The 26486-nt window shown below is 68.5% G+C and carries 27 protein-coding genes and 3 pseudogenes; 14 read left to right on the top strand and 16 right to left on the bottom strand.

Annotated features, from left to right (window positions below; translation table 11 throughout):
* The first annotated feature begins 99 nt into the window (after positions 1-99).
* From ACWCRD_RS09445 to ACWCRD_RS09420, 6 genes are all read left to right on the top strand, one after another.
* The gene (locus ACWCRD_RS09445) at positions 100-1386 is read left to right on the top strand and encodes a M6 family metalloprotease domain-containing protein (RefSeq protein ID WP_450965313.1); all 1287 of its coding nucleotides are present in this window, start codon (positions 100-102) and stop codon (positions 1384-1386) included.
* Positions 1387-1455: 69 nt separating this feature from the next.
* The gene (locus ACWCRD_RS09440) at positions 1456-3171 is read left to right on the top strand and encodes an IclR family transcriptional regulator domain-containing protein (RefSeq protein WP_450965312.1); all 1716 of its coding nucleotides are present in this window, start codon (positions 1456-1458) and stop codon (positions 3169-3171) included.
* 343 nt (positions 3172-3514) lie between these two features.
* Positions 3515-3979, top strand: a complete 465-nt coding sequence (locus ACWCRD_RS09435) for a hypothetical protein (RefSeq protein ID WP_286253726.1) — start codon at positions 3515-3517, stop codon at positions 3977-3979.
* A gap of 532 nt (positions 3980-4511) precedes the next feature.
* Positions 4512-4694, top strand: coding sequence for a hypothetical protein (locus ACWCRD_RS09430; protein WP_450965311.1), 183 nt, complete (start codon positions 4512-4514; stop codon positions 4692-4694).
* Between the two features lie 102 nt (positions 4695-4796).
* Positions 4797-5681: a DNA-processing protein DprA gene (locus ACWCRD_RS09425; protein WP_450965310.1), complete on the top strand. Its 885-nt coding sequence runs from the start codon at positions 4797-4799 to the stop codon at positions 5679-5681.
* Between the two features lie 12 nt (positions 5682-5693).
* On the top strand, positions 5694-6449 hold the full coding sequence (locus tag ACWCRD_RS09420; RefSeq protein WP_450965309.1) for a hypothetical protein: 756 nt from the start codon (positions 5694-5696) through the stop codon (positions 6447-6449).
* 3 nt (positions 6450-6452) lie between these two features.
* On the opposite strand, the gene ACWCRD_RS09415 is transcribed toward ACWCRD_RS09420, so the two are convergent.
* Positions 6453-6794 (bottom strand): helix-turn-helix domain-containing protein, encoded by a 342-nt coding sequence (locus tag ACWCRD_RS09415; protein WP_450965308.1) that lies wholly within the window; start codon positions 6792-6794, stop codon positions 6453-6455.
* A 465-nt stretch (positions 6795-7259) separates the two neighbouring features.
* On the opposite strand from ACWCRD_RS09415, the gene ACWCRD_RS09410 reads away from it, so the two are divergent.
* The 4 genes from ACWCRD_RS09410 (at position 7260) to ACWCRD_RS09395 (ending at position 11500) form a co-directional block, all read left to right on the top strand.
* On the top strand, positions 7260-7781 hold the full coding sequence (locus ACWCRD_RS09410; RefSeq protein WP_286253739.1) for a hypothetical protein: 522 nt from the start codon (positions 7260-7262) through the stop codon (positions 7779-7781).
* Between the two features lie 505 nt (positions 7782-8286).
* Positions 8287-8751 carry a hypothetical protein gene (locus ACWCRD_RS09405; RefSeq protein ID WP_286253741.1) on the top strand — a complete coding sequence of 155 codons (465 nt, stop codon included), beginning with the start codon at positions 8287-8289 and terminating at the stop codon, positions 8749-8751.
* Positions 8752-9138: 387 nt separating this feature from the next.
* Positions 9139-10026 (top strand): hypothetical protein, encoded by an 888-nt coding sequence (locus ACWCRD_RS09400; protein ID WP_450965307.1) that lies wholly within the window; start codon positions 9139-9141, stop codon positions 10024-10026.
* The gene (locus ACWCRD_RS09395; RefSeq protein WP_450965306.1) at positions 10019-11500 is read left to right on the top strand and encodes a hypothetical protein; all 1482 of its coding nucleotides are present in this window, start codon (positions 10019-10021) and stop codon (positions 11498-11500) included. The genes ACWCRD_RS09400 and ACWCRD_RS09395 overlap by 8 nt, the downstream gene beginning before the upstream one ends.
* 29 nt (positions 11501-11529) lie before the next feature.
* Here ACWCRD_RS09395 and ACWCRD_RS09390 read toward each other — a convergent pair whose 3' ends face one another.
* The 8 genes from ACWCRD_RS09390 to ACWCRD_RS09355 form a co-directional block, all read right to left on the bottom strand.
* The gene (locus tag ACWCRD_RS09390) at positions 11530-11676 is read right to left on the bottom strand and encodes a hypothetical protein (RefSeq protein WP_450965305.1); all 147 of its coding nucleotides are present in this window, start codon (positions 11674-11676) and stop codon (positions 11530-11532) included.
* Positions 11677-11789: 113 nt separating this feature from the next.
* Positions 11790-11927, bottom strand: a complete 138-nt coding sequence (locus tag ACWCRD_RS09385; RefSeq protein ID WP_450965304.1) for a hypothetical protein — start codon at positions 11925-11927, stop codon at positions 11790-11792.
* Between the two features lie 156 nt (positions 11928-12083).
* Entirely contained in the window at positions 12084-12782 is a 699-nt protein-coding gene (locus ACWCRD_RS09380; RefSeq protein WP_450965303.1) for a nitroreductase, read from the bottom strand.
* 228 nt (positions 12783-13010) lie between these two features.
* Positions 13011-13751 carry an NADPH-dependent F420 reductase gene (locus ACWCRD_RS09375; protein ID WP_450965302.1) on the bottom strand — a complete coding sequence of 247 codons (741 nt, stop codon included), beginning with the start codon at positions 13749-13751 and terminating at the stop codon, positions 13011-13013.
* A gap of 106 nt (positions 13752-13857) precedes the next feature.
* Positions 13858-14451 carry a TetR/AcrR family transcriptional regulator gene (locus ACWCRD_RS09370; RefSeq protein WP_450965301.1) on the bottom strand — a complete coding sequence of 198 codons (594 nt, stop codon included), beginning with the start codon at positions 14449-14451 and terminating at the stop codon, positions 13858-13860.
* A 247-nt stretch (positions 14452-14698) separates the two neighbouring features.
* Complete coding sequence (locus ACWCRD_RS09365) at positions 14699-15535, bottom strand: helix-turn-helix transcriptional regulator (protein WP_450965300.1); 837 nt, start codon at positions 15533-15535, stop codon at positions 14699-14701.
* A 304-nt stretch (positions 15536-15839) separates the two neighbouring features.
* Positions 15840-15983: a hypothetical protein gene (locus tag ACWCRD_RS09360; RefSeq protein WP_319097811.1), complete on the bottom strand. Its 144-nt coding sequence runs from the start codon at positions 15981-15983 to the stop codon at positions 15840-15842.
* Positions 15984-16044: 61 nt separating this feature from the next.
* A complete protein-coding gene (locus ACWCRD_RS09355; protein ID WP_319097809.1) occupies positions 16045-16794 on the bottom strand; it encodes an SDR family oxidoreductase in 750 nt (249 codons plus the stop codon).
* 123 nt (positions 16795-16917) lie between these two features.
* On the opposite strand from ACWCRD_RS09355, the pseudogene ACWCRD_RS09350 reads away from it, so the two are divergent.
* Positions 16918-17091, top strand: a pseudogene (locus ACWCRD_RS09350) (DUF6233 domain-containing protein); the annotation flags it as partial.
* A gap of 294 nt (positions 17092-17385) precedes the next feature.
* Positions 17386-17778: a nuclear transport factor 2 family protein gene (locus ACWCRD_RS09345; protein WP_385993986.1), complete on the top strand. Its 393-nt coding sequence runs from the start codon at positions 17386-17388 to the stop codon at positions 17776-17778.
* On the opposite strand, the pseudogene ACWCRD_RS09340 reads toward ACWCRD_RS09345, so the two are convergent.
* Positions 17756-18602: pseudogene (locus ACWCRD_RS09340) on the bottom strand (IS5 family transposase). The gene ACWCRD_RS09345 and the pseudogene ACWCRD_RS09340 sit on opposite strands and share 23 nt — an antisense overlap.
* A gap of 97 nt (positions 18603-18699) precedes the next feature.
* On the opposite strand from ACWCRD_RS09340, the gene ACWCRD_RS09335 reads away from it, so the two are divergent.
* Both ACWCRD_RS09335 and ACWCRD_RS09330 read left to right on the top strand, forming a co-directional pair.
* Positions 18700-19638, top strand: coding sequence for an alpha/beta fold hydrolase (locus ACWCRD_RS09335; RefSeq protein ID WP_316779893.1), 939 nt, complete (start codon positions 18700-18702; stop codon positions 19636-19638).
* 105 nt (positions 19639-19743) lie between these two features.
* On the top strand, positions 19744-20193 hold the full coding sequence (locus ACWCRD_RS09330; RefSeq protein ID WP_316779891.1) for an acyl-CoA synthetase family protein: 450 nt from the start codon (positions 19744-19746) through the stop codon (positions 20191-20193).
* 411 nt (positions 20194-20604) lie between these two features.
* Here the strand turns inward: ACWCRD_RS09330 and ACWCRD_RS09325 are convergent, their stop codons facing one another.
* The 6 genes and pseudogenes from ACWCRD_RS09325 to ACWCRD_RS09300 form a co-directional block, all read right to left on the bottom strand.
* A complete protein-coding gene (locus ACWCRD_RS09325) occupies positions 20605-21348 on the bottom strand; it encodes an NADPH-dependent F420 reductase (RefSeq protein ID WP_185007532.1) in 744 nt (247 codons plus the stop codon).
* A 229-nt stretch (positions 21349-21577) separates the two neighbouring features.
* Entirely contained in the window at positions 21578-21814 is a 237-nt protein-coding gene (locus ACWCRD_RS09320) for an NAD(P)-binding domain-containing protein (protein ID WP_286253768.1), read from the bottom strand.
* Between the two features lie 487 nt (positions 21815-22301).
* A complete protein-coding gene (locus ACWCRD_RS09315; RefSeq protein WP_450965299.1) occupies positions 22302-23141 on the bottom strand; it encodes a helix-turn-helix transcriptional regulator in 840 nt (279 codons plus the stop codon).
* Positions 23142-23493: 352 nt separating this feature from the next.
* Positions 23494-24243: an SDR family oxidoreductase gene (locus ACWCRD_RS09310; RefSeq protein WP_450965298.1), complete on the bottom strand. Its 750-nt coding sequence runs from the start codon at positions 24241-24243 to the stop codon at positions 23494-23496.
* Positions 24244-24451: 208 nt separating this feature from the next.
* Positions 24452-25319, bottom strand: a pseudogene (locus tag ACWCRD_RS09305) (IS630 family transposase); the annotation flags it as partial.
* Between the two features lie 114 nt (positions 25320-25433).
* Entirely contained in the window at positions 25434-26447 is a 1014-nt protein-coding gene (locus ACWCRD_RS09300) for an amidohydrolase family protein (RefSeq protein WP_319097805.1), read from the bottom strand.
* Positions 26448-26486: the final 39 nt, after the last annotated feature.

Below are 26486 nucleotides of genomic sequence, written 5' to 3'. Positions count from 1 at the left end.
TTCGGGCTCCTCCAGCGCGCGCCCGCGCAGCCCCCCAATCAGGGTGATCGAAAGGGCGCAGTCCGATGCCGCCGGCTGCCATGGACGAAGGACGCGTGCATGCAGCTCTGCCGTGGGATACGTCCACGCCGCGCGGCCGCCCTCGCGTCCGTGACCGCCCTGACCTTCGCGGTCAGCACCTCGGCCGGCACCGGACATCTGACGGTGCCCTCCACGACCGCCGGAGCGGGCCCGATCGCGGCGGCCCGCAGCGCCGTGCTCAACCCCTGCATGATCAGAGGCGGCCACGCCATCCAGCTGTCGGAGGGCGTCCCGACCGGCGCCGGCTACTCCCGCTCCGCGGGCACCGTCCACGCCCTGACCCTGATGGTCGACTTCTCCGACGCACCCGGCCCCGGCCACGCCCTCGACCGCTTCCACGAGTTCTTCCCGAAGACCCGCCAGTGGTTCCGCACCGCCTCCTACGGCCGCCTGGACTACCGCCCCGAGACCCCCATCCGGCACTGGCTGCGCATGCCGAAGCCGTTCAAGGCGTACGGCATAGAACGCGGCGCCCCCTTCGACTCCGGCTACCGCGAGCTCGTCCAGGACATCGTGAGCGCCGCCGACCCCAAGGTGAACTTCCAGGACTACGACTTCCTGAACGTGCTGGTGACGCCGAACGCCGGCCCGTCCGCCCTGGACACGGTCCTGTCGGTGACCTTCGCCGGCAACTCGGAGGCCCCGGTCGCCGACGGCGTCCCCGTCGCCAACGTCTCCTTCGTCTACTCCCGCCAGGACGACGGCTCCGGTTCCTACGGCAGGACCGGCTACCGGGTGCTGCCGCACGAGAACGGCCATGTCTTCGGCCTGCCCGACCTCTACACCCAGGCCGGCGGCGGCGCGGTCGGGCACTGGGACATCATGAGCGAGGACTGGGGGGCCAACAACGACCTGCTCGGCTGGCACAAGTGGAAGCTCGGCTGGCTGGACCCGTCCCAGGTCAGCTGCGCCGCACGGCACGGCACCACCGAGCACATCCTGACCCCGCTGGAGCGCGCGGGCGGCCCGAAGCTGGTCTTCGTGCCGCTCAGCAGCCGCACCGGGTACGCCGTGGAGGTACGCACCCACGCGGGCAACGACGAGGCCGTGTGCCGTCCGGGCGTACTGATCTACAAGGTCGACGCGGCCGTCGACACCGGAATGGGACCGGTCAAGGTCTACGACTCCCGGCGCGACAGCGGCGGCTGCACCCGCAGCCCCAATGTGCACGCGGAACTCTCGGACGCCCCCTTCACCCCCGGCGAGGTCTTCAAGGACCCGAAGCGAGGGATCCGCATCACGGTGGCGGGGACGAACGGCTCCGGAAGCGCGCGCAGCTACCGGGTGCTGGTCACCCGGCGGTGAGCGGCCCGCAGTGCACCGGGGTTCTCCGCATTACGGTAGGCATGCCCCGACCGCCGTACCGGAGACCCGATGCCCGCCAAGCCCACGATGGACGCCGACGCCGCTGCTCCCGACGTACGGGCCGCGTCGTCCGCCGTATCGGCCGACGGCTCTTCTGACGTACCGGCCGAGGCGGTCGCGCCGCTCATCCGCGGGGTGGCCGTGCTGCGCCGGCTGACCGAGGCGGGCGGGACGCTGAGCCCGAGCGCCCTGGAACGGGCCACGGGCCTCGCCCGCTCCACGGTCGACCGGATCACCGCCACCCTCGCCCGCATGGGATACGTCCGCCTCGACGGCCGGGACGTGATCCTGACCCCCCGCCTGATGGAACTGGGCAACGCCTACCTCTCCGCCCTGCGCCTGCCCGCCCTGCTGGACGCGCGCGCCGACGCCCTCGCCGACGAACTGGACGAATCCGTGTCCCTGGCGGTCGCCGACCGCGACGGCATCCGCTTCATCCACCAGGCCACCCGCCGCCGCGCGATGTCCCTGAGCTTCCGCATCGGCGACCTGCTGCCGGCCGAACGCACCGCGCCGGGCGCCCTGTTCGCCACGGAGTGGACGCAGAACGACTGGCGGGACTGGCGGCAGCGCAGGGCAGCGGACCGGGAGGGGACGCTCTTCCCCGCCGTACCGCCACCCCAACACCCCTACCCCGACGAGGACTTCGAGCGACGCGTGGCCGAATCGGCCGCGAGCGGCTGGGCCTTGGACGACCAGCTGATCGAACCCGGCCTGGTCGCGGTGTCCGTCCCCGTACGGGACCCGCGCACCGGCCGTATCGCCTGCGCCGCGAACGTGGTGAGCCACACCAGCCGGCACACCGCCGCGGACCTGCGCGACACCCTGCTCCCCCGGCTGCGGGCGGCGGTACGGGTGATGGAGGACGACCTGCGCGAGGTGCCACCGCCCCAGCCGTCCGCCGCGCCCTCCGGCCTCGCGACCTGGACCGGCGCGTCGAAGCAGGAACTGGGCCGGGAGTTCGTCGAGTCCCTGGCCCGCGGTCTGACGGTCCTGACGGCCTTCGGCGAGGGCCGCGCCGCCCTGACCCTGACGGAGGTGGCAAAGGCAACGGGCCTGGCCCGCGCGACGGCCCGCCGAGCCCTGATCACCTACGAACACCTCGGCCTGATCCACCCGCAGGACCGCACCTTCACCCTCACCCCCCGCGTCCTGTCCCTCGGCTTCCCGCCCCTCTCCCGTACGTCCCTCCCCGAGATCGCGGCCCCGCACATGGCCGAACTCGCCCAGAGGGTCCACGAGTCGACGTCCCTGGCCGTGCTGTCGGGCCACGACATCCAGTACACGGCCCGCGTCGCCACGAGCCGCATCATGAGCGTGAACATCACGGTGGGCACCCGGCTACCGGCCTACGCGACATCCATGGGCCGCGTACTGCTGTCGGACCTCCCCCCGTCCGACCGCCCCCTCCCCTCCCCGCTCCTCCCCCTCACCCCCCACACCCTGACCGACCCCGAGGCCCTGACCCGCCTCCTCACCGAGATCCGGTCCCAGGGCCACGCCCTTGTGGACGAGGAACTCGAGGTGGGCCTCCGCTCGATCGCAGTCCCGGTCCGCGACCGCACGGGCCGAGCGGTCGCCGCCCTGAACGTCGCCATGCACGCGGCCCGCCACACGCCCGAGGAGTGCGAACGGGACATCCTGCCCCACCTCCGCGCCACGGCGACCCGTATCGAGCAGGACCTCCACGTGGCAGGCCGCTTCACCCGAGTACCGACGACCTGACCCCACACCCCGCCCGACCAGATCCGGTACGCTGACGCCTGTGGCCTCCACGGCCACGACCCCGCCTTCGTCGCCTTCGTGGGGCTTGTAGAAAACTCCGTCGCCGCAGGTCAGCGGCTGGCCAGGAGATCGCTCCGGAACGCACACCCGTCGATTCGGAAACGCTCAGCTGATCGCTGCAGGTCAGGGCGCGTCCTCGGTCGCACCGTCCAACGTTGCAGCATCAGCTGCCAGGCGCCGCGTTGCAAGCGGCCCACTTCAATGAATGGCTTCGTTTTCTCGGCTTCATTCCTTTCCGGCTCAGCGAGGGCGTATGCGCTGGTTCCGGTCGATGCTCAGGGGCATGAGGACCGCATTCCGAAACAAGTCGCTGCACACCGCCCTGGCTGTGATTGATCGCGAAGAGCGTGTACTGCTGTGCAGGGTTCACGGTGACCCCTCGTGGCGGCCGGTCGCTTCCCGCGTAATCCGTCTCCTGCCGTCACCGTTCTCTGTCATTCATGTTCTGGACTCACTCTTCTCGCACTGGTTCCTAGCACGTACTCCGGTTGTCGGACGTTACAACCCGCTACCGGCGCGAGACAGGCTGGATGAATCGACGCGCATCTTTGTAGTCCGTCGCAGCAAAATGCGATCGTTCAGTCTTCGTGCCCGCGCACGTGTTGTCACGACCGTCGATTACGCCTGGCATCCGTTGTCGAATGTCGAGGACGAGAAATTCGATGTACACCCGCGCGAGCTCGGCCCGTTCCTCCGTGGATATATCGAAGGCTGGATTCCTGACGGCATCATCACTCTCGTCGAATGACTATTCTCCCAACCAAGGAGTATGCCTCGTGACAAGTGCTCAGTATCGGCTCCAGCCGCCAGGCCGCGGACCGCTGCGGTTGGAGATCCGGACGCTTCTGGCGGCGGCCGGGCTACCCGAGGCGGACAACGACGACCGCTACCGTGCCCATGGCGTCGTGGTGACCGATCGCGGCGAGTCGGTCGGCGTGGAGTGGTTCGTCTCCCCGCAGTCTGCGCCGCGCCGCCGCCGACGAACAGCTACGGGGCTGGCCCATGGGTCCGGCAGACCGCGCGCAGGAAGCCGCCCGGCGTCATCTCCACGCGGCCTTGTTCGGCATTCTGACGGAAGTGGGGTACCTGGTGGAGGCTGATCCGCCTGATACTCCCGGTGCTCTTTCCGTTCGGGCCGGCCGGGTTTCCACGCCCACGACATTGGCTTCGGACATCAGGCGGATCCTGGCGGACCTACACGGCGTCGCGGACGCACCAGAGGACTCCGGACTCTGAGCGCCTCTACCCTGACCCGGCTGGCCCAGGACAAGCGGCCAGACGTGGATGGGCTTGCAGCGCTGTGCGCGTGGTCCGGTCTCGACACGGACGACTTCGTCCGCTCCGAGGACCAGCACCGGCCGACGGCTGAGCCGCTGGCAATGATCTCCACCTATCTCCGCGGCGACCGCAGCCTCTCCCCTGAGTCGGCTGCCGCGCTGGAGGAAGTCATCAAGATCACCTAAGAACGGTCCGAAAATCTGTCACGATCTGCGATCTCGTCACTACGAGAAACCCAGCCCGCTCGATCCTCGTTTCATCACGTCTGCCATTCCTATACTTGCGGCATGGACCAGGAGCTGGAGCGAGCCGCCCTCGTCGCACTGCTGCGGCGCGGCGATCGCTCCTGGCCAGAACTCACGGACCAGGTCGAGACCGTGGGGAGCGCACGTGAGGTCCTTGAGAGCGCGCTCGACGCCTCTGGACAGGGTGCACTCTTCGACACCGAGCCCGCCGTCGACCTGGAGGCCGTGGCCGCGGAGATCGCCGCCTGGGAACGCGAGGGCATGCGGCTGATGACCATCCTGGACGAGGACTACCCGCTGTACCTGCGGCTGGTGCACCAGCGTCCACCGTTCCTGTTCCTGCGCGGAACCGCGGTCGAGGACGATCTGCGGGTCGCGGTCGTCGGTACCCGCAACCCGACCCCGGAGGGCGTCGCGCACGCGCGCGCGATCGCGGGCGGGCTCGCCGAGCGAGGCGTGACCGTGGTCAGCGGCCTGGCTGCCGGCATCGACACGGCCGCACACGGCACTGCCCTCGCTGTCGGTGGTCGTACGGTCGCCGTCATCGGCACCGGCCTGCGCCGCTCCTACCCCGCCCAAAACGCTCGTCTCCAGCAGGAGATCGCCGAGCGGGGGCTGCTCATCTCTCAGTTCTGGCCGGACTCGCCGCCGTCGAAGGCGTCGTTCCCCATGCGTAATGCCGTGATGAGCGGCTACAGCCTGGCCACCGTAGTGGTCGAGGCCGCCTACCGCAGCGGTGCCCGCATGCAGGCCCGTCTCGCCCTGGAGCACGGTCGACGCGTTTTCCTGATGCGTTCCCTCATGACCCACGAATGGGCACGCGAGTACGCGTCCAGGCCCAACACCACCGTCATCGACGGACCCGACGACGTCTTCTCGGAACTCGGCTCCCTCGTCCCGGCCACGGGCGAGCTCACCTGGGCGTAGCTGGCGGCCCGGGTGGCAACCGTCGGCGAGCTCTCCGCCCGCTACACCAACTTCCTCGTCCACCCACCGCTGCCCGGACCCGGCGTCTGCCAGGTCTGCCGGGGCATGGCGAACAACGGATACCCCACATGCTGGCCCTGCCAGCAGGCGACAAAGATCCTCGGAGCCGATGTCGCCGATGCCGTGGTTCCCGTGAGCCTGGCCCTCAAGGGCGAGCAGTACGCCAACGAACTGTGGCGCTACAAGAACACCGTGGGGCCGCAGCAGGAGTACTTCCGTATGGGGTTGGCAGCCGTGCTGTGGCGCTTTCTCGCACTGCACGAAGCCTGCGTCGCAGCGCACTGCGCGGTACCCGCCTTCGACACCGTCACCTCGGTACCCAGCACCAGCGGACGCCCCACCCATCCCCTACGGGACATCGTCGCCGACATGGCCGCCGTCACCCGAAGCCGCCACCGCGACCTGCTCAGCCCGACGCCGGACGCAGCATCTCTCGGCCGCGCCGCTTCCTCCCAGCGCTACACGTCATCGGCGTTGTGGGGCAACAACGTGCTGCTCATCGACGACACATGGACCACCGGCAACCACGTCCAGTCAGCGGCGGCAGCTCTGAAGTCCGCCGGCGCCGGCAGTGTGGCGGTCGTCGTCCTCGGACGTCATCTCAACACCTCCTACGGCGACACCGCGGCCCATGTGCACCAGGCGCGGCTGCGTCGCTTCTCCTGGGCCGCCTGCACGCTCAGGCCCTGGGATCACGCACAGGTCTGACCCCTATCGACCCAGAGTCCTTGGAATCGAGACCGCAGCCGACCGCACCGCGGACGGTCCCGGCCAGAGCTGACGGTCGAGGGCGTCCTCCAGGCGTGTGAGAGTGCCGATGTCGGGTAGCACGTCACCGTTGACCACCCGGGCGACAGTGGAATGGGCAACACAGGCGACCTCGGCGAGTCCCCGCAGGGACAGATCACGTGACCGCATCGTCCGGCGCAGGTCTCGCGCCAGCAACAGGCCGCAGTGAGCGCTCAGCGGAGCATCCGAGGCGAGGGTCACCTCAGGCCAGGTGCCGTCCGCCACATAGAACAGAGGGGGCTTGTCGTTGTTGCTGCGTGGCATGGCCCGATCGTGCCACGCGCAGTAGCGCCTCTGGGCAAGCTGTGCGAGCGCTGCAACCCGTCGAAATACGGTCCGGCCACGGGATGCCTACGCTCATCCACGGTCGCCCGCGGCGCCTGAAGCCGTCCCCTCCGTGTCACGCACGACGACCGGGTATCTACGTCTCCTCTCCTCTTGTACCTGTCGGCTCACCTACCGCTGCACCGACCAACCGTCCGCAAAGATAAGTGACTTGGCACTACGCATCGCTGACCTGATGCATCAACTCTCCTTACTGACTGGCAGGTTGGACGCAACCCACTGACGCAAGTGGCATGAGATCACCACTAATCCGACCGTCCAGTGTGAGCAGACGAACCATCAGATGCGTTTTGCTCACGGAGCATTCGGCTACTTGCTGCAGTTGGCTGCGCCGCCAGGTAGGGTGATCCACAAGTCGCTCCGGAGGCAGCCGAGGAGGGTGTGGTGGCTAACGCGACGAGCACTTCTGCTCAGCCGCTCATCACCCGTCTTCGGGAGCTGGCAGATGTCGAGCGAGCCCGTCGTGAAGCGGCCGATCTGGCCGTAGCGGAAGCCGAGCGCGTGCTGCAGGAAACCCAACACCTTCAGCGTGTCGCGGCCGAGCGCCATGCCGCTGTCCTGGCGACCGTCGAGGCCGCCGAAGCGTACGTCGGGCAACAGGCACAGGACGCATCGGACATTGGTTCTCGCGACGAACAAACAGAGCAGCCCGGCGCAGACACGGCTGCCGCTCCGAGTGCTCCAGGGCGCTCCCTGAAGCACCTCGTGGTGGACGCGCTCGACATCGGAGAGATCACTCCACTGACGCTGATCTACGAGCGCGTACGGGAGGTCCGACCCGACTCGACCGCGAGTGCGATCCGCGCCGCTCTGGCGGCCCTGCACAAGAGGGAGACGGTGGAAATCGTCCGCCGGGGCGCCTACCGACTGCTGGTGATCCCGGAGGCATACCGCACAGACACCTAGAGACTGCAACCTCACACCCAGCAGCAACGTGCGCGTGGCGCCGCCAGAGAGTACTTGGCGGTTCTCCTCCAGCGGCGCCGGTGACACGTCAGCTGAGGGCCCACGCATCGAACACCACCCTAGGGCATAGCCCCTGTTCCGCGACGGGCCCTGATCAGAAATGCCTGTAGCAGGACACGAACTGAGGGCCCGTTATGCCATTCCTGGCGCCATACATCAGCAAATGCCGCTCCTCCGCGCCACCCATGACCCGTTGCGCCCTGCGTGCAGGAGGTGCGTGATGGCGCCTTCCGATTACTCGCGATCGCGGATCCTTCCGACCGAGCGCCTCACCCCGCGCCGGCAGCTTGAAGTCATCGACGCCATAGCCGAACTCGGCGGCCCCGGCCGGTCTGCCGTCAGGGCCACTACCGTCGGGAGGCGGCTCAATATCGCTCCGAGGTCCGTCAGCGGGACGGCAGGTTTCCTTGCCCAGGCCGGGATCTTCCGAGCCGACCCCGGCTCCTTGGCACTGACCGAGCTCGGCTTCGCCCTCGCTCAGTTGCGAAGCGCCGATTCGGCGCGTGCGCGGCTTCTGCTGCGGGACAGCTGGCAGGGCCAGTGGTTTCAGCGATCCGCCGTACAGCACCTGTCCTCCGGGCCGTTGGATGAGGCCGAGCTGGCCCGACGACTCAAGGCCGGCGCTCCTGGCCCTGCGGAACGCGGCCTCTATCTCACGGAGTGGCTGGTGTATGCCCTGCTGGTCGACCGTGACGAACTGGGGCGATGCACGCTCCCCGCCGGAGAGGAGCGTCCCACGGCCTCCGCGCCGAACAAGAAGGAGTCGCTGGGCGTCCTGGACCCCTTGATGAGTGCCACTCCCGCGCAGATCTCCGCGCTGCCCGATGACCGGTTCATCGCGCTGATGGGCGCCTACCAGACCGTCTTCGCCTCTCTGTCCCCACGGCTTCGACAGCAGACCACCGGCTGAGCGAGCCCGTTTCCCGGCGCCGCGGCTTCCCGGCCGCGGCGCCGCTCACCCGCCTGCACTCGTTGAGCCAGGCGGTCAGCAGTCGTGCCACCACGGAGCCGTTGCGTCGGCACCGCGCCTGAGCACGTCTGCCTCCTGCCAGCGCGACCGCTGCGCCTGTCACACCCGTTTGCCTCCCTCCTGTTGCCGCGGAGATCATCCATGCCCAAGGTGTCGCATGTATGGAACACCACGATTTCAACCGTTTCGATCCCATCGTTCGCGCATCCTGTCGTTGCGGGATCAGAGCCGGTTGTGCTGGTGCCACCCCGGCGAAGGGCCCTCACTGTGGGAAGCGAACCCTCTCTCACATACGCGTTCGGCCGTGTCCAGGACGCTTGGCAGACCATGGCCGCCCGCGGCGAATTCACCGAACAAACCCTCGACAAGTTCGGTCTGTTGCTCAAACGCTGCGAGCGCTACATGCAGCTGCGCGGCGTCGTGGTCCTCGGCGATGTCACCACCGATCTGGCAGAGGACTTCGTCACCGCCCGCGGCCGCAGCCGCCACGGCCGCGTCACCGACTCCGCGGCGGCCACGATGCGGCTACGCCGCTCAGTAGTCCGTACCGCCTACCGCACCCTGCGCGAGCTCGGTCTGAGCGACGCCGACCCCGCCCGGGACATCGTCCTGCCCGCTCGTGCGATCGGCGGTGTCCGGCCGCTGGCCGAGGACGAGGTCATCGATCTGCGCCACCGCGCCTCGTTCGTCACCCGTCCCAGCCGCCATGGAGCCGCCGCCGCGCTCGCGCTGACCGGCGGGCACAGCGGGGAGATCGGGCACATCCGCGTACGAGACCTCGACGTCAACCACCGCCGTGTGTGGATGCACGGCTCCACCAAGGTGGACGCACGCTGGTGCCCCCTGGACGACTGGGGCCTCAACGTCCTGACCAGCCGCGCCGAGTTCGTCAGCGCGCGGCAGCTGCGCAAGGAGTCCGCGCCGAACGCCCGCCTGGCCGTGTCCGACCGGCACGGATCCGACGCCTACTTGCAGGCACGTGCCTGTGTCGCCCTGGGCGACCTCCTCAGGCGCATCGGCCTGGGCGACCAGGAAGATGTCAAACCGTCCTCGATCACCGCCTGGGCGGCGGTCGCGGAGTTCGAGCGCACCGGGCGCATCGAGGACGCAGCCCGTCGCCTCGGCCTGCGCTCCCTGGACCGAGCCGCAGCGGTCGTCGGCTACACATGGCGTACCTCCAGCGCTGAGGACGGGCAGGAGGCGGTCGGTGCCTGACGATGTCTTCGGCGATGCCCTCCCTCAATATCTCCGGCCCAGCAGGAAGCGCCAGCTGAGCGACAAGGAACAGCGCACCCAGCCACAGCGGATCGCGGACTGCCTCGACGAGACCCTCATCTACGAGATGGCCGAACAGCTGCCCGCGCCGGCCAGTATCGGCTGCCCCCGCAAGTACCCAGCAGTCGTCTACCTCCTGCTCGCCTCCCTGATGACCGTCACCGGCTCCAAACGCTCCGCCGTCGGCAGCCTCGACGGCAGACAGTGGCGGGCCGTCCGTGCCTCCGTACGGCGGCACGCCGGACGCACCGCAGCCGCCTTGCTGCCGCTCACCCCGCCGAGCCGCAACCAGTACCTGTACGCCGAAGAGAAGCTTTTGGCCCCCAGCATCGAGACGCTGCAGCACCTCTTCGAGCAGCATGCCGTCCAACAGGCCCTGCACCAGGGCCTGTTCCCGGAGGATGCCACACGGAACTGGGTGAGACCCGAACGCCGTCAGCTTCTTGTCGGCGACGCCACTGTCCCCAAAGCACCCTCCAAAGCGGAACACGCCTACACAGTCGACACCACAACCGGGGAGATACGCAGGCACCGCGTAGACCCCGCAGCTCGTCTCTACTACGAGAACGGTGAGAAGGAGAAGCGCCCCGCGCGGGGCACGAAGTGGTTCTTCGCCTCAGCCCGTGACGACGGCTACTGGCAACGCGTCATCCTGACCGTCCGGCATGTCTCCGGCGGCGAATACGAGGACGAGGCCGCCGTCGCAGTACGCTCCTTCACGCAGCTCAGCCGCCTGTTGCCCGGCTGTATGGGCGTCATCTACGACGGAGCGTTCCGCGGCGTCCACCGCGACGCCCTCGCCCGCCTCGGCCTGCTGGTCATCAACCACCAGCACGGATCCGTCAAACCCCGGGCCTACGAACTCCTGCGCTTCGGCCGCTGCCGCCACGATCTATGGTGCTACCAGGGTCGTATAGCCGAACGCGTCCTCCTCGACGACGGCACAAGCACACTGCTCCCAGTCCCCGTCAGCCGCCTCGAACACCGACAAGGTCGTACGAAGTCGCGCTGGTACCACCTGCTGCTCATCCCCTGCCGCCACGGCGCACATCCGCACCGCGTCCAGGTCGGAATCACCACGACTCCCGATGACCGCGTCGGCACGGATCCGGCCACCGGCCGCAGGCACAAGAGCGACACCGAACGCGACTTCCACCGCGCCGAACACCTTCAGCAGATCCCGGAGTCCACCCTCACCCACCAGCAGATCTACCCCTACCGCAGCGACTCCGAGTCCGTACACAATCAGTTGGACCAGAGCATGTGGAACAACCGCATGATCTCCTACGGGCTCGAACGCCAGAAGGTCTTCCTCCTCGGCTTCGCCCTCGCTCAGAACGCCACCAGCCGGCGCATCTTCCTGGAGCGGTCAAAGACCGTACAAGCTGAATGTGCGGGGCGGAAGGTGGCGTAGTCCGGCACGCTGTTGTCGTACCGCCGTCATCAGCGCGCCGTGGTGCTACCTGTTCCAAGGGCCTCGCCCCAGTGGACCGGGCCGCCCATGCACGCGGAGAATGCGTCGTCGTCGCTGCCGCCAGGTGTGATGACCCGCAGCGACAGGGTGGCGACGCCTTCGTCCCCAGATGCCACTGCCGCGAGTCGGCTCCTCGGGTGTGAACACATCAAAATTCGTACCGCCCGTGACACAGCTGACGGACCGCGGATTCCACGGTCCGGGTACCGTTGTGATGCCGAGACCGTCATTATTCTGGCAGGTCAGCGGCGTTGTGGTGCAGGGAGTGGTGGTCGAGGTCGACGTCCAGGACCGGGGTGTCAGCGATGAACAGCAGCTGGATCTTGCCGCGTTCGGCGGCCTGCGCGTAACGCACGAACTGGTCCATGTCCGTGTAGCTGTTCAGGTTCGCACCGGGCAGCCGCCAGGCCCCCGGATCCGCCGTTGAACTGCATGCCCAGGATCACCTGTCAGCTTGTCATGGCCACTCCTCAGACGCAGCGATGTGGGCCCGCCCGCCGAATGGTTCCGGCAGTCGGTGGAACTACTGCTTGCTGAGGACTCCCGGTGTGTCATGCAGGACCACGCTCCACTGCAGCGGAACCCGCTCCGTGCGGAGCGTGTTCACCGGTGCCTCCGGGTCGGCCATGCCGAAGGAGATCCCGAACAGCAGCTTGAGCTCCGCGCGGACGCCCAGGAACTCGCGGACGGTGTCGGCGTAGACGCCGAGGACGGTCTGCGGGATGCCAGCCAGCCCCCGGGCCGCCAGCGAGAGCAGGAAGTTCTGTGCGTACATGCCGATGTCGCCGGCCGTCCGCACCCCGTCTCCGAGGGCCGGCATGAACAGGAAGGCGGCATGGGGAGCGCCGTAGAACTCCAGGTTCTCGCGGACCGCCGCCCTCCTGCCGTCCCGGTCCGAGCGCTCGACGCCCCGGGCCCGGTAGACACTCGCGCCCAGGGCCTGCGAGCGCTGGAGGTAGAGGCCGTCGCCGTAGCCGTCGGTGAAATCCGGGGAGGTCCGCCCGTCCTCCTCGGCCCGGAGCAGCTCTTTGGCCAGGGCGTCTCGCGCCGCGCCCGAGACGACGTGCACCGTCCACGGCTGGGTGTTGCTGTTCGAGGGGGCGGTCTGTGCGTCTTCCAGCACACCGCGGATGTCCGCAGGGGACAGGGCGGTGGGCAGGAACCGCCGGGGGGAGCGGCGGGAGCGTGCGATGTCAGTGAAGGGTGATGCGGTGCCGCGCAAGGCGGTTCCTCTCCGGGGCGCGCAGTCATCTGCCATGTTGCGCTGCGCGGAGGCCGCCGCGGCTGCGGACGCACCCTGCGGGTGCCGGCAGGCTTGCGGCTGCTCGCAGGCAGCGGCGTGCCGAAGCTGCAGTCCGCAGCGCGGGGGACTGTGCGCTCTTCGTGTTCGGTCTTCGTTCGTGGAGTGCCGGCGCTGTCCGTTGCCTGCACGAGTGCCGCGTCGGGTGCCTCAGCGGTGGGCGGCGCGGTTCATCTCGACGACGTCGTCGACGGTGGGATTGGCACCGAGGGCGGCGATGCGTTCCGGGAGGCTGTCGCGGATGGCTGCGTCCTTGGCGCGGTCGGCCGCGGCCAGGGCCGCCGGCAGCTCGTCGAGGGTCAACTCGGTGCAGTAGGCGGGGCTGTTCGGCTGCTGGCGCCAGGAGTCGGCCAGCGTACCGGCGTCGTAGGGGTCGAAGCCGGTGTCGTCCACCAGGCTCATGGCCACCTTCCGCGCCTCTTCGGAGTCACCGGCGACGGGGATGGCGAGGCGGCCGGGCGTTCCGGCCGGGACGCCCTTGGTCCGCTGGGTTTCGGCCAGCGCGGCGTTCCACGCCTTGACCACGGGGCGCCCGAGCAGCTCGGCGGTGTACACGCTCTCCACCTGGCCGTTGTCCACCGCCTCGATCGGGTCGCTGAGCATGCCGGGGTAGTAGTTCGAGGTGTCGATGACCACCGTCTCGTCGGGCACCGACGCGAACAGGTCCGCCAGCTGGCCCGCCACTCCGAACGGGATCGACAGGACGATGACGTCCCGGTTCTGGACGGCGGCGTCGGCGAGCTGCACCGCGCGGGCCCCGGACTCCAGCACCTCCGCCCGGACGGCCTCGGGGCCGCGGGCGTCGGCCACCTGGACGTCGTGACCGGCCGTGCTGAGCTTGGCAGCGAGGTTTCCTCCGATGGCGCCAGCGCCTATGGCAGTAATTTTCATGACTTGTTCCTTAAGGAGGTTGTGCCGCCCCTGAGGGCAGCACGATGTGATGGATGGGTGGTGGTGCCGCCTGGCCTTAAGGGGCGGAGCAGGGTGCCTGGCGGCTTTACGCCTGGGTGTCCTGCTGGCGGTAGCCGCTCGCGATGAGCGTGCGGAGCCGGTCGAGCGACTCCTCCTCGGTACCGGTGCCCTTGATCCAGGCAACGGAACAGGCCGCGAGGAACAGGTCGTTCCCCCGCACCGACGCGCGCACGCGCCCCGCGAGCTGCGCGGCTCGCACGTATTGATCGGTGGCGGTGATGAGGATGTGGCAGGGAATGGTGAGCGGGTTGTCCGGCTCCTGCGCCCGGGCGGCGGCCATGAGCGGGTCCGGCAGCCCGCTGAAGGCGCTGAAGTACTCCTCCATCGCGCGCAGCCACTGCTCCAACGCCTCGGCCGGGTCACCGAGTTGCTCGATGTCCGCCTGGCGGGCCACAAGTTCCTCGGAGCGGGTCTGCAGCACGGCCGCCAGCAGTGCCTCCCGGGTGGGGAAGTGCCGGTACAGGGTGCCGGGTCCGACGCCTGCCTCCTTGGCCACCGCTTCGAGGGAGGTGCCGACCCCGTGCTGCAGGAAGTGACGCTGCGCGGTCTCCAGGAGGGCCGCGCGGTTGCGCTGGACGTCCGCGCGAGGCTTGCGTCCGCGCTGCTCGCCGGCGCTCATGCGCCCTCCTGACTGCCGTGATCCTGCGGCCGCATCAAAACGGATGCTGCCTCCGTACTTAGTCGAGAGTAAAACGGAGGCAGCGTCCGGTCAAATGGGCGGCTCGAGCGCGAAGCACTGACATCGCAGGGGGCCGACATATTCGGCCGTAGAGCGCAGGCAGAAGCCGTGCGGGCTGCACCAGTCCAGGGTGCCCATGTCCGGCCCCTCCCGCGCCGAGCCCGGCCCGGTCCCCCAGTCCAGGACTTCAGGGGGTGAGCTGTTGGTGTCCGATGACGGAGAGCAGTTCGAGTTTGCTGTGGCTCTCTGCGCCGGGGCGGGTGGTCAGCACCACCAGGGTCTGGGCGCGGTTCTCGGTGTACAGGAGCTGGGCGTCGACGTCGATGCGGCCGAGTTCGGGATGGAGGAGGGTCTTGCAGTCGCCGTAGCGGGCGACCTCCTGAAGTTCCCACATGCGGACGAACTCGGGGCTGTGTTCCTGGAGTTCGGCGAGGATCCGGGCGGCCCGGGGGGTGTCGCTGCCGGCGGTCAGCGCGGCCCGCAGGCGTGCCGCTTGGGCGCGGCCGTGGCTTTCGTGAGTCTCCTCGGGGTACACCAGACGCTCGGCCGGGTCCATGAACCAGCGGTAGTAGCCGCTACTGGCCAGACCGGTGTGGCGGGTCTGGTCGCCGAGCAGCGCGATGGCCATCGGGTTCATCGCAAGAGTGTCGGACAGGTCGGTCGTTACCAGGGCCGGGGAGTCGTCCAGGCGGTCCAGGACCCGCATCAGGGTCGGGCTGACATGTTCGGAGCGGTGGAAGCGGGCCGGGGCGTTGTGGCCGATGAGGGCGAAGAGGTGGTCGCATTCGTCCAGGGTCAGCCGCAGTGCCCGGGCGAGGGCGGTGGTGATCTGGACGGAGGGCTGCGGAGCACGCTGCTGTTCCAGCCGGGCGTAGTAGTCGGTGGACATGCCGGCGAGCTGCGCGACCTCCTCGCGTCGCAGCCCCTGCGTACGCCTGCGCGGACCCTCGACCAGCCCGACATCGCGGGGCCGTAGCGCCTCACGCCGATGACGCAGGAATTCCGCCAGTTCCTTCTTGTCCATGCCACCCATCCTCGCCCCATCCCGCCCGGCTATCCAGAGACCGCCGATCCATGGCTAAGCCACTCCTCTCCCAGCCGCGCGAAGCCGCTCACACGGCCGACACCGAGGGCGTTCTCAGCGAGACGACCCGATGATCATCAGCCCTGCGTGATCCGCTGGGAGATTCACCAGCTGTCGGCAGTGCGCCGGAGGCCGTCGGCATGGCAGACAGCTGGCCGCGACATTGCCCCGTCGAGGACACCCAACGCTTGACCGGCCCCGGGCCTCGTCGCCCGGCCCGGCTGGCACGACGAAGTTCGCCGTGTCAGCCGGGCGCTCGCGTGCCCCTCGGCGCTCGGACGGAGCCGGTCGCCTCCAGTGCGACGACCGGGGCGGAGCCGAAGGCGCTTCCGTACCGTTCCGCGGCCTCGGTGAGGAGCTCCCCGAGGCGGATCCAGCTCGCGATCATCCATGATCCGGCTCAACAGGACCCGCCCGCGTGCTGTTGTTCCGCGTCTGTCACAGGTCGGTCAGCTGCCGCTGATCATGGCGAGGACCTCGTCGTAGGAGCCGTTGGCCTGTGCGTCGCGGAGGAACCTGGCGCGCTCGACGACAATCTCCTTCGCGTCGGGCTTCTCGCGCAGCAGGTCGAGAGCCTCGGTGAGGAAATCGTCCAACGGCATGGATTGCTCGTTGTCCTGCTGGCCCATCAGGGTCGTGCGTACAGCCGGCGGGACCATCTCGATCACCTGGACGCCGGTGTCAGCGCCGGCGAGCTGGATGCGCAGGCTCTCGGAGAAGGAGTGCAGCGCGGCCTTGGTCGCGCTGTAGGTCGGTGTGAACGGGAGCGGTACGAACGCCAGCGCGGAGGTGACGTTCACGACGGCCGCGTCGTCCTTGCCCGAAAGCAGCGGCAGGAAGGCGTACGTCATCCGGATCGTGCCGAGCAGATTGGTCGCGATGTGATCCTCCGCGGCCTGGAGTCCGGCCGGGTCGAGGACGCTCTCCAGCAGCTGAATGCCGGCGTTGTTGACCAGGATGTTCAGCCCGGGGTGGCTCGCCGCCACGGTCTCACGGGCCCGGGCGATCGAGGAGGGGTCGGCGACATCGAGGACGAGGGCGTCGATGCCGGGGTGCTCGGCCGTGATCTCGTCGAGGAGTTCTTTGCGCCGGCCGGCGACGATCACCTTGTTGCCTGCCTCGTGCAGACGCAGGGCCAGACCGAGGCCGATGCCCGAGGTTCCGCCGGTGATCAGGATCGTGTTGCCGGTCATCTTCATGGGGGACTTGCTCCTTCGGTACGGCGGGCCGGTGAGCGCCCGCAGCCTCGACCGTAGGAGCGCCCGCGCAGCGGCGGGAGAGGACGGTTTATCCATGGGTCGGCGGTCTCTGTCTCGTGAAGCGAACGCCGGCCGTCGGGCTGGGTCCTGCAGAAGCCGGACGGCGGCCGCGGTCCCGGCCGAGGCGTCGTCCACGCCGTCGACTGCGAGGAAGCACCCACCGGGGCGCCGCTGCCGACCCCGGGCCAGGCACTGGACGCCGCGAAGCATCCCGGTACCCGGCTGTGCCCCCTGTGCAGCCCATGCTCGACGTCCCGTACGAGCTGGTTGAGCACGTCTCGTAGCTCACGACCGCAGCTCTTTCTCGTGCGCGATCTCCATGGTGGCCGGCTGGGGAGGATTGTCGGTCCATGGACATGTGATCCTCTCCCGCCCTCGCCGATACACCCCCATAGTCGAGACTGCCGGGCGCGCCCGGCCCCTGCGGCGAAGGAGAGTATCGCCGAGGTCAACGGCGCCTACGACCAGGTGCTGGCCCTGCTGAGCGGCGCCAAGGCCTGATCCAGCAACGCACAAAATGGAGAGCCGAACGTGAAACCCACGAATGAAGACACCGTCGAAATCAGCAGGGTCGTGGCGCTGTGGGCGCACATCATGGACGACCACGAACTGGACCGTCTCGGCGAATGCCTCACCGAAGACGCGGTGTGGGACGGCAGCGTCTTCGGCGGTGCCCCGGTCGTCGGGCTGGACGCGATCGCGGCCTTCATGAACGCCCCCGGACACGCGAAGGCCCACCACACGACGAACATCGTCGTGTCGGAAGGCCCGGGCGACGAGGTGCGGGCCCGATCCAAAGGACTGAGCCTGCTGGAGGGCGGCGATGTCGCCAGCGTCGTATACGCCGACGACCTGCGACGCACCGATGACGGCTGGCGCATTTCCCGGCGGGCCATCCATCTCACCTGGCCACGTCGCTTCTAGGGGTGCTTGCAAAAGCCGGGTGCTTGCGGGCGAGTGTCATGCAATGGGCGAGTTGCAGTAAGGCGTCGTGCATGTCCTCGCGTGCTCCCACCGGATCCACAGGCGGCGAGGGCCACGGAGCCAGGCGTTGGCGGACTCGGCGTCCCAGCGGACCTTGCCCGGACCCGAGCCGTGCGGCCGGCTCCGTCGAGCGATCTCCGGTGTGATGCCACGCTCGCGCAGTCGGCGGCGATAGAGGTCGTAGTCCTGGCCGCGGTCGGCATACAGCATCCTGGGTTTGCGCCGGGGGCGGCCCCGCTTGCCCGCACCGGCCCAAGGCTGTCGATCAGCGTCAGAAGCCCGGTGACATCGTGGCGGTGACCGCCGGTCAGAGACACCCGCAGCGGAGTGCCGCGGGCATCGGTCAGCACGTGATGCTTCGAACCCGGCCGCCCGCGGTCAACCAGGCTCGGACCGACTTTCGGGCTGCTTCGTCCCCGCTTGGCCTGCACATGAGAGGCGTCGACGGTGGCGCGGGAGAAGTCGAGACGGTCCGCCGCCCGCAACCCGTCCAGCAGCACCCGCTGGAGCTCCTCCCACACCCCTGCCTCCTGCCACTCGGCCAGCCGCCGCCAGCAGGCAGGACCCGAACCGAACCCCAACTCCTGCGGCAGGAACTCTCACTGGACACCTGTGTACAGGACGAACAACACACCCTGGAGCGTCCTGCGGTCATCGCTCCGCTTACACCCCCGGTATCGGAACCGCCGCTCATGCTTCGGCAACAGCGGCTCGATCACCACCCACAACCCGTCACTGACCTCCCACCGCTTCCGCCGCGCCATGGTCACACCCCACAGAAAACACGGGATTACGTACATCGCCGCCGTAGCACAACACGATCTTTCTGCACGGACCCCTAAAAAAGGACGTAACACCGCCATGAACGCTTTCACCACCGCCGTAGCCGTCGGGTCGGAGGAGCCGCTCAGCCCCGGCTACGACGCGGCGACCAAGGACGACGCCGAGTTCAACAAGTACTTCCGGCACGGCTTCATCACCATCGACGACGTGCAGATGCACTACGTCATCGGCGGCGACGGCCCGCAGGTCATGGTGCTGCTGCACGGCTGGCCGCAGAGCTGGTACGAGTACCGCCCGATCATGCCCTCACTGCTGCCCGGCCGCACCGTCATCGCCATCGACCTGCCGGGCATGGGCGACTCGACCGGAAACCCGCCCTCCATGACCAAGACGGTCCTGGCCACGTACGTCCACAAGCTGCTCAACCACCTGGGCCACCACGAGAACGTACAGGTCGTCGGCCACGACTTCGGCCTCAACGTCGCCTACCCACTGGCCGCCCAGCACCGCGACCAGGTGGCGGGCCTGTTCCTCATGGACGGCGGCCTCGTCGGCAAGAACCTGAGGTTCGCCACCCTCGCATCGGTATCTTGGCACTTCTCCTTCTTCTTGCAGAATCCGCTCGCCGAGGAACTGGTAACCGGCCGGGTCGAAACCTTCCTCACCCACTTCTTCCAGAGTGTGAAGACCGCCGGCGAGAACGTCTCCGACGACGAACTCGCCGAGTTCGTCCGGGTGTTCTCCCGCCCCCAGGTCCTGCACGCCGGCTTCGAGCTCTACCGGACCCTGACCCAGGACGAGGCCGACAACACCACACTCCAGGACACCCCGCTGACCATCCCGGTCCACATGATCACCCAGGCCGCCCTCGCCGACGTGTTCCTGCCGCCCATCCATGACGCCGCCCCCCACGCCACCTCCGCCGTCGTCCCCGGCGCCGGACACTTCCTCGCCCACGAAGCACCCGACCGCGTCCTGGCCGAGATCAACGCCTTCTACCCCACCTCCACCCCCTGACCAAAAAGCACCACACGACCACATGACGTCCAAACCATCCGATGCCAGAACTCGCGCGGTCCCTGAACGGCGACCTCGAAAGCCGGCACACCGAGGCCAACATAAATGGCGCCTGACGACGTCTCAGCCAGATCACACCTGCCGGCATCCGCGGACGAGTGGATCCGCACCCCGGTCGGGGAACACGTCGAGGTGCAGTCCGCGAGCGGTGGGACGGGCGTGGCGACCGCGCTCGTCGGCGGCGCACCGATCCTGCCGGTCCGACCCGGCGAGCTGTCCGGTCCGTCCCTGGGAGTCACGCTGGAGGCGTGGGGTCCGGCGGGCGGGCCGGTCCGTGGGCAGACCGCCGAGCTGGTGATCATCCGACCGATGCCGTCCATGCCGCTGCACTTCTGGAACGACGCAGGTGGCAGCCGTCACAACGACTCCTACTTCCCCGCCTGCCCGGGACTGCGGCGGCACTACGACCGGGTCACCATGACCCAGCGCGGCACGGTGATCGTGAACAGCCGTCCGGACTCCACCCTGAACCGCCCGGGGGTTCGGATCGGATGAGGAGCGCGGGAGGGCGGCGGTGTCGCCAGCGTCGTCCACGCCGACGACCTGCGACGCACCGATGCCGGCTTCCAGTGAGGTGTCTGTTGCCTGGCGTCACCACCTGTGGCGGTTGACTGGCTTTCAGGAGAGCAGAAGGCCGGTACGCGCGGTTCGCCGACGAGCCCTCCATTCAGGAGCCGGAGGGGTTCTCCGGCTGGACGTGGTGGCCTTGGAACAGACCCGGGCCAAGCGCCGGTCTCACAACCGGCTGGGCCGCGGTGCAGTGGGGCACTGTACGGATGCGGGCACCTTCTTGTCGGCGCCGGCCGACGTGCCGCCGGGGGTGGCGGGGTTCGTCGCGGAGCAGTTGGAGACAGGGGCGAGACACGAGGGCCTCTCACGGGTCACCGCGTCGGCCCCCGTACCTCCTCACATGGAAATTGCGCGGTTCAGGCGGACAAGGTATTCCGCGTCCGGTTGCACGCCGGCCCCGAAGCGTTCCCGGATCACGGCGAGCCCGAGGTCACGCCGCTTCGGTGATCGCGCCGCGTCGGCCGTCGCCAGTGCGTCCGGCAGCTCTTGACGGGTGAGATCCGTGCAGTAGGCGGGTGTGCCGGGCTGCTGCCGCCACGATTCCGCGAGCGGCCCCGCATCAAAGGCGTCGAACCCGGTGTCCTCCACGAGTGCCATGGCCAGGTCACGCTCGCGCGGACTGTCGGCCGCGACGGGGAGCGAGATGCGGTCCGCACTTCCCACCGGCTTGTTCCTGTGCGCGAACGACTCGGCTCCGATCGAGTTCCACGCCTTGACGATGGGCCGGCCCAGCAGCTTTGCAACCCACACGCTCTCGGCCTGGCCGGCCTCGATCGCCGCGATTCCGTTGTCCCGATGCGGGAAGTAGTTCGACGTGTCGATGACCACCGTGTCAGCCGGAACCTTGGCGATCAGTGGTGCGACCTGCGAAATGCGGGCGAAGGGAATCGAGAGGACCACGGCGTCGACGTCCGCTACAGCTTCCGCCGCTGTCACCGCTCGTCCGCCCGAGGCCAGTACGTCCGCCTCGATCGTCTCCGGGCCGCGCGAATTGGCCGCCTTCACCTCGTGCCCGGCCGCGCTCAACCGCCTGGTCAACGTCTTGCCGATGTTCCCGGTGCCGAGAATGCCGATCTTCATGGTGAAACTCCTTGTCCGGAACGGAACCCCGGTTTCGGTGACCGGGGTTCCCGGGCTTGGTCCCTGCGGCGCGACCGGGGCTGCGGCCGATCGCGGACGCGGTGGTGTCAGTGGGTGATGGCGACCTTGCCGAAGTGAGCGCCGCTCTTCGTGCTCGTCGTGTGTGTTCGTGGTGTGCCGGCATTGCCGCCCTCGTGCCGTCGCGTCCGCGAGAGTCGCGTCGGGCGACTCAGCGGTGGGCGGCGCGGTTCATCTCGACGACGTCATCGACGGTGGGGTTGGCCGGGAGGGCGGCGAAGCGTTCCGGGAGGCTGTCGCGGATGGCCGCGCCCTTGCCGCGGTCGGCCGCGGGAAGCTCGTCGAGGGGCAGTTCGGTGCAGTAGGCGGGGCTGTTCGGCTGCTGGCGCCAGGAGTCGGCCAGCATGCCGGCGTCGTAGCCGGTGTCGTCCACGAGCCGCATGGCCACACGCCGCGCCTCCTCAAAGTCGCCGGTGACGGAGCTGGCGAGGCTGCCGGGCGTCCCGGCCGGAACGCCCCGGATGCGCTCAGGAGGGCAGCGCGGTTGCGCTGGACGACCGCGCGGGGCTTACGTCCCCGCTGTTCACCGGCGCTCATGCACCCTCCTGCCTGCCGTGATCCTGCGGCCGCATCAAAACGGATGCCGCCTCCGCCTATCTGCGAGAGTAAAACGGAGGCTGCATCCGGTCAAACCGGCGGCCCGACCACGGAGTCCGGACAGCCCAGGGGCCCACCTGTCTGGCCGCAGCGCGCAGGACAAGAGCCGTGCGGAAGTGGGTGCGCGGGGGCCGCGCCGCCGGACCCGACGACTTCCGGCGTCCTGGACCGTGCCCCGCATGCATCACCAGCGCCCCTGGCCGGATTCGGCACACAGGTCTCCAGCTTGTTCGGCCCCTCCCGCGCCGAGCCCGGCCCGGTCCCCCCAGTCCAGGACGTCAGGGGGTGAGCTGCTGGTGCCCGATGACGGAGAGCAGTTCAAGCTTGCTGTGGCTCTCCGTGCCGGGGCGAGTGGTCAGCACCACCAGGGTCTGGGCACGGTTCTCGGTGAACAGGAGCTGGGCGTCGACATCGATGCGGCCGAGTTCGGGATGGAGGAGGGTCTTGCAGTCGTCGTAGCTCTGTGCGACTTCCTGCAGTTCCCACATGCGGACGAACTCGGGGCTGTGTTCCTGGAGTTCGGCGAGGATCCGGGCGGCTCGGGGGGTGTCGCTGCCGGCGGTCAGCGCGGCCCGCAGGCGCGCCGCATGGGCGCGGCCGTGGTGTTCGTGGACCTCCTCGGGATACACCAGACGTTCGGCCGGGTCCATGAACCAGCGGTAGTAGCCGCTACTGGCCAGACCGGTGTGGCGGGTCTGGTCGCCGAGCAGCGCGATGGCCAAGGGGTTCATCGCGAGGGTGTCGAGCAGGTCGGTCTGCACCAGGGCCGGGGAGTCGTCCAGGCGGTCCAGGACCCGCATCAGGGTCGGGCTGACATGCTCGGAGCGGTGAAAGCGGGCCGGAGCGTTGTGGCCGATGAGCGCGAAGAGATGGTCGCGTTCGTCCAGGGTCAGCCGTAGTGCCCGGGCGAGAGCCGTGGTGATCTGGACGGAGGGCTGCGGGGCGCGCTGCTGTTCCAGCCGGGCGTAGTAGTCGGTGGACATGCCGGCGAGCTGCGCGACCTCCTCGCGTCGCAGCCCCTGCGTACGCCTGCGCGGACCCTCGACCAGCCCGACATCGCGGGGCCGCAGCGCCTCACGCCGATGACGCAGGAATTCCGCCAGTTCCTTCTTGTCCATGCCACCCATCCTCGCCCCATCCCGCCCGGCTATCCAGAGACCGCCGATCCATGGCTAAGCCACTCCTCTCCCAGCCGCGCGAAGCCGCTCACACGGCCGACACCGAGGGCGTTCTCAGCGAGACGACCCGATGATCATCAGCCCTGCGTGATCCGCTGGGAGATTCACCATCCGTCGGCGGTACGCCGCAGGCCGTCGGTCTGGAAGACGGCCCGCCGCGATGGTCCCCCGTCGAGGACACCCAACGCTTTGACCGGCCCCGGGCCTCGTCGCCCGGCCCGGCCGATGGGACGAGGTTCGTCGCGTGACGGCTCTCGCGTGCTGTTGTTTCCCGTCGGAGACAACAGGTCGGTCAACTGCCGGCGATCATGGCGAGGACGTCGTCGTAGGAGCCGGTGGCCACTGCGTCGCGGATGAACCTGGCACGCTCGACGACAATCTCCTTCGCGTCGGGCTTCTCGCGCAGCAGGTCGAGGGCTTCGGTGAGGAAGTCGTCCAGCGGCATGGCGTGTTCGCTGTCCTGCTGGCCGAACAGGTTGGTTTGCACGCCCGGCGGGACCATCTCGATCACCTGGACACCGGTGTCAGCGCCGGCGAGCTGGATGCGCAGGCTCTCGGAGAAGGAGTGCAGCGCGGCCTTGGTCGCACTGTAGGTCGGGGTGCTCTGATAGGGGACGAACGCCAGCGCTGAGGTGACGTTCATGACGACCGCGTCGTCCTTGCCCACCAGCAGCGGCAGGAAGGCGTACGTCATCCGGATCGTGCCGAGCAGATTGGTCGCGATGTGATCTTCGGAGACCTGGAGTCCGGCCGGGTCGAGGAGGTTCTCCCGCTGCATGATGCCGGCGTTGTTGACGAGGACGTTCAGCCCGGGGTGGCTCGCCGCCACGGTCTCACGGGCCCGGGCGATCGAGTCGGGGTCCGCGACATCGAGAACGAGGGCGTCGATGCCGGGGTGCTCGGCCGTGATCTCGTCGAGGAGTTCCTTGCGCCGGCCGGCGGCGATCACCTTGTTGCCTGCCTCGTGCAGACGCAGGGCCAGACCGAGGCCGATGCCCGAGGTTCCGCCGGTGATCAGGATCGTGTTGCCGGTCATCTTCATGGGGGACTTGCTCCTTCGGTACGGCGGGCCGGTGAGCGCCCGCAGCCTCGACCGTAGGAGCGCCCGCGCAGCGGCGGGAGAGGACGGCTTATCCATGGACCGGCGCTCCCTGGCTGAGCCGCAGACGACGCTCCTGCCCGGTCAGCGCCTCCAGAGCGGGCGTAGCGAGCCACCGGAAGGAGAACCCGGGGGCCAGGATCACAACCTGTTGGAAGACGGTGAGCCAGGTGGCGTTCGCAGCGATGAACTCACCCATCCCCGCGGTGAGATGGAGGCGCACGTTGTCCCAGACGAGCACGATGAGCCCGCCGAGCTGGATGCGGGCCCGCACGACCAGGTCGCGCAGGTCTCGCCAGCCGAAACCCTTCGGCTGGCCCAGGCGGCACCGGTACTCGCGTACCGCGTAGAACATCCGCGAGCGGCGGCCCGGCTGGTAGCAGACCATCCCTGCCATCGACACCCGGCCCGATCCTCGCCCGCGTACCCGCACCACGGCGTGCAGCCCCTGCGGCCCCAGGTCCTGGAGCGCGGCGGCGTCAGCGACTGCCCGGCCTCGTCCTGGAAGACGATCCAGGCACCGAGAGCCGCCGCGGTGCTTTTACCCGCAGCCAGACGTCCTTCTTCCACAACTCGACCGCCGCGTCGTCGCGTTCGATGGCCCGGCGGGCGGGCTGCTGCCACGATCAGCCGTGCCGTCTCAGGAGCCGCCACGTGCCTTGGAGCGTGTACGAGACGTGGAGCATAAGACCGATGAGCGTCTTCACCCGGGCCAGTGTCCACCGCTGATCTGCCCAGCCGTGTGCCAACGGCCCACGCTGCAACTCGCTTTCAAGCCGGGACAATTGAGCATTGCTGAACTGGGGTCGTCCGGGTGATCCCACGGAGGCGGCACCGGCCGCACCGTGTTCGCGCCAGGGCCGGCGCCACCGCTCCACGGACCGCTCACTCACTCGCAGCGCGGCGGCGACCTCCCGGTTCTTCTCCCCGCGCTCGAAGCGGTCCACGGCCTGCAGTCGGACCCGCTCCCGCGCTGCCCTCCCAGCGTCGGTCAGCTCGCCGCCCTGCGCACATCTCACAAGCCCACAGCTACCTGACCATCGCAGAGGCGTCAGGAGAACGCCCCGACATCACCCGATCAAGTTCAGCAGGTTCTCTCCGGAGTCCTTGAGAGTGTGTGAGAGCGCGAACGATCAGGCTCCTGACAAGCCAAGGAGCGCGTCGGCGTTGCCATGGGCGATCCGCGCCCGATCGGCGGGAGAAACCGGCAAGTTGTTGAGGAACGCCGTGGCCTCGTCATTGGGGCTGTACGGATAATCGACCGAGAAGAGGATGCGATCCGCGCCGAAAGCGGTCAGGGCGGCGAGGAACGCGGATTGGTCGAAGAAGCCACTGGTCGTGATCCACACCTGATCCAAGATGGTCTGCGATACGTCTCGCTGCAGCCCGATTTCCTTTCCCGGTCCGAACATCGCATCGACGCGCTGAAGCATCATCGGCAGCAGCTCGCCCATATGGCCGATGATCAGCTTCAGATCCGGATTTCGGTCGAGTGCGCCCGACACGGCCAGGCGCAGAATGTGAAGCCCTGTTTCCGCATGCCAGCCGAAACCGGCATTGGACAAGATGAACGCGGTAAAGTCCGGCAGCCCCTGGAAGTAGATGTCGCGCACCGCACGTGGCGCGGGTCCGGGATGGATATAGAGGGGGGCGCCGATGGCCTCGGCACGTGACAGGATCGGAGCGAAGCGCGGGTCGTCGAGGAACAGTCCGTCGGTGGTCCCGTTGATCGAGGCGCCACGGAAGCCCAATCGGGTCACGCACCGTTCCAGTTCGTCCGCGGCCGCCTCGGGATCCTTCATGGGGAGGTGCGCGAACGCCGCGAACCGATCCGGTTGCCGTTCGACGGCCTGAGCCAGTCGGTCGTTATAGTCGCGCGCAAGGCTCACACCCTCCTCACCGGCCAGCATCTCGGCGCCCGGGCCCACGGCCGACAGCACCTGCATGGTGATTCCGGCTTCGTCCATCGAGCCGATGCGTTCCTGCTCTGTATCGTCCAGGGCCCGGTCGAGCGCACTCGCCGGCTCGTCTGCATCAGAGGGCGCCCATCCGGCCGGCACCCATCCGGATGCAGCGACGTCCGCGGTGGAAATCCTTTGCGCCAGATCAGTGAAAAGGACATGTTCCTCTAGAGCAACGATGCGCATGATCTTGTTCTCCGTCCAATTGGAATGTGAGTGCGACAC

The sequence above is a fragment of the Streptomyces sp. NPDC002092 genome (genome assembly GCF_053593775.1).
The sequence above is the reverse complement of the archived record's forward strand: the minus strand, read 5'-3'. Positions and strand labels throughout refer to the sequence as shown.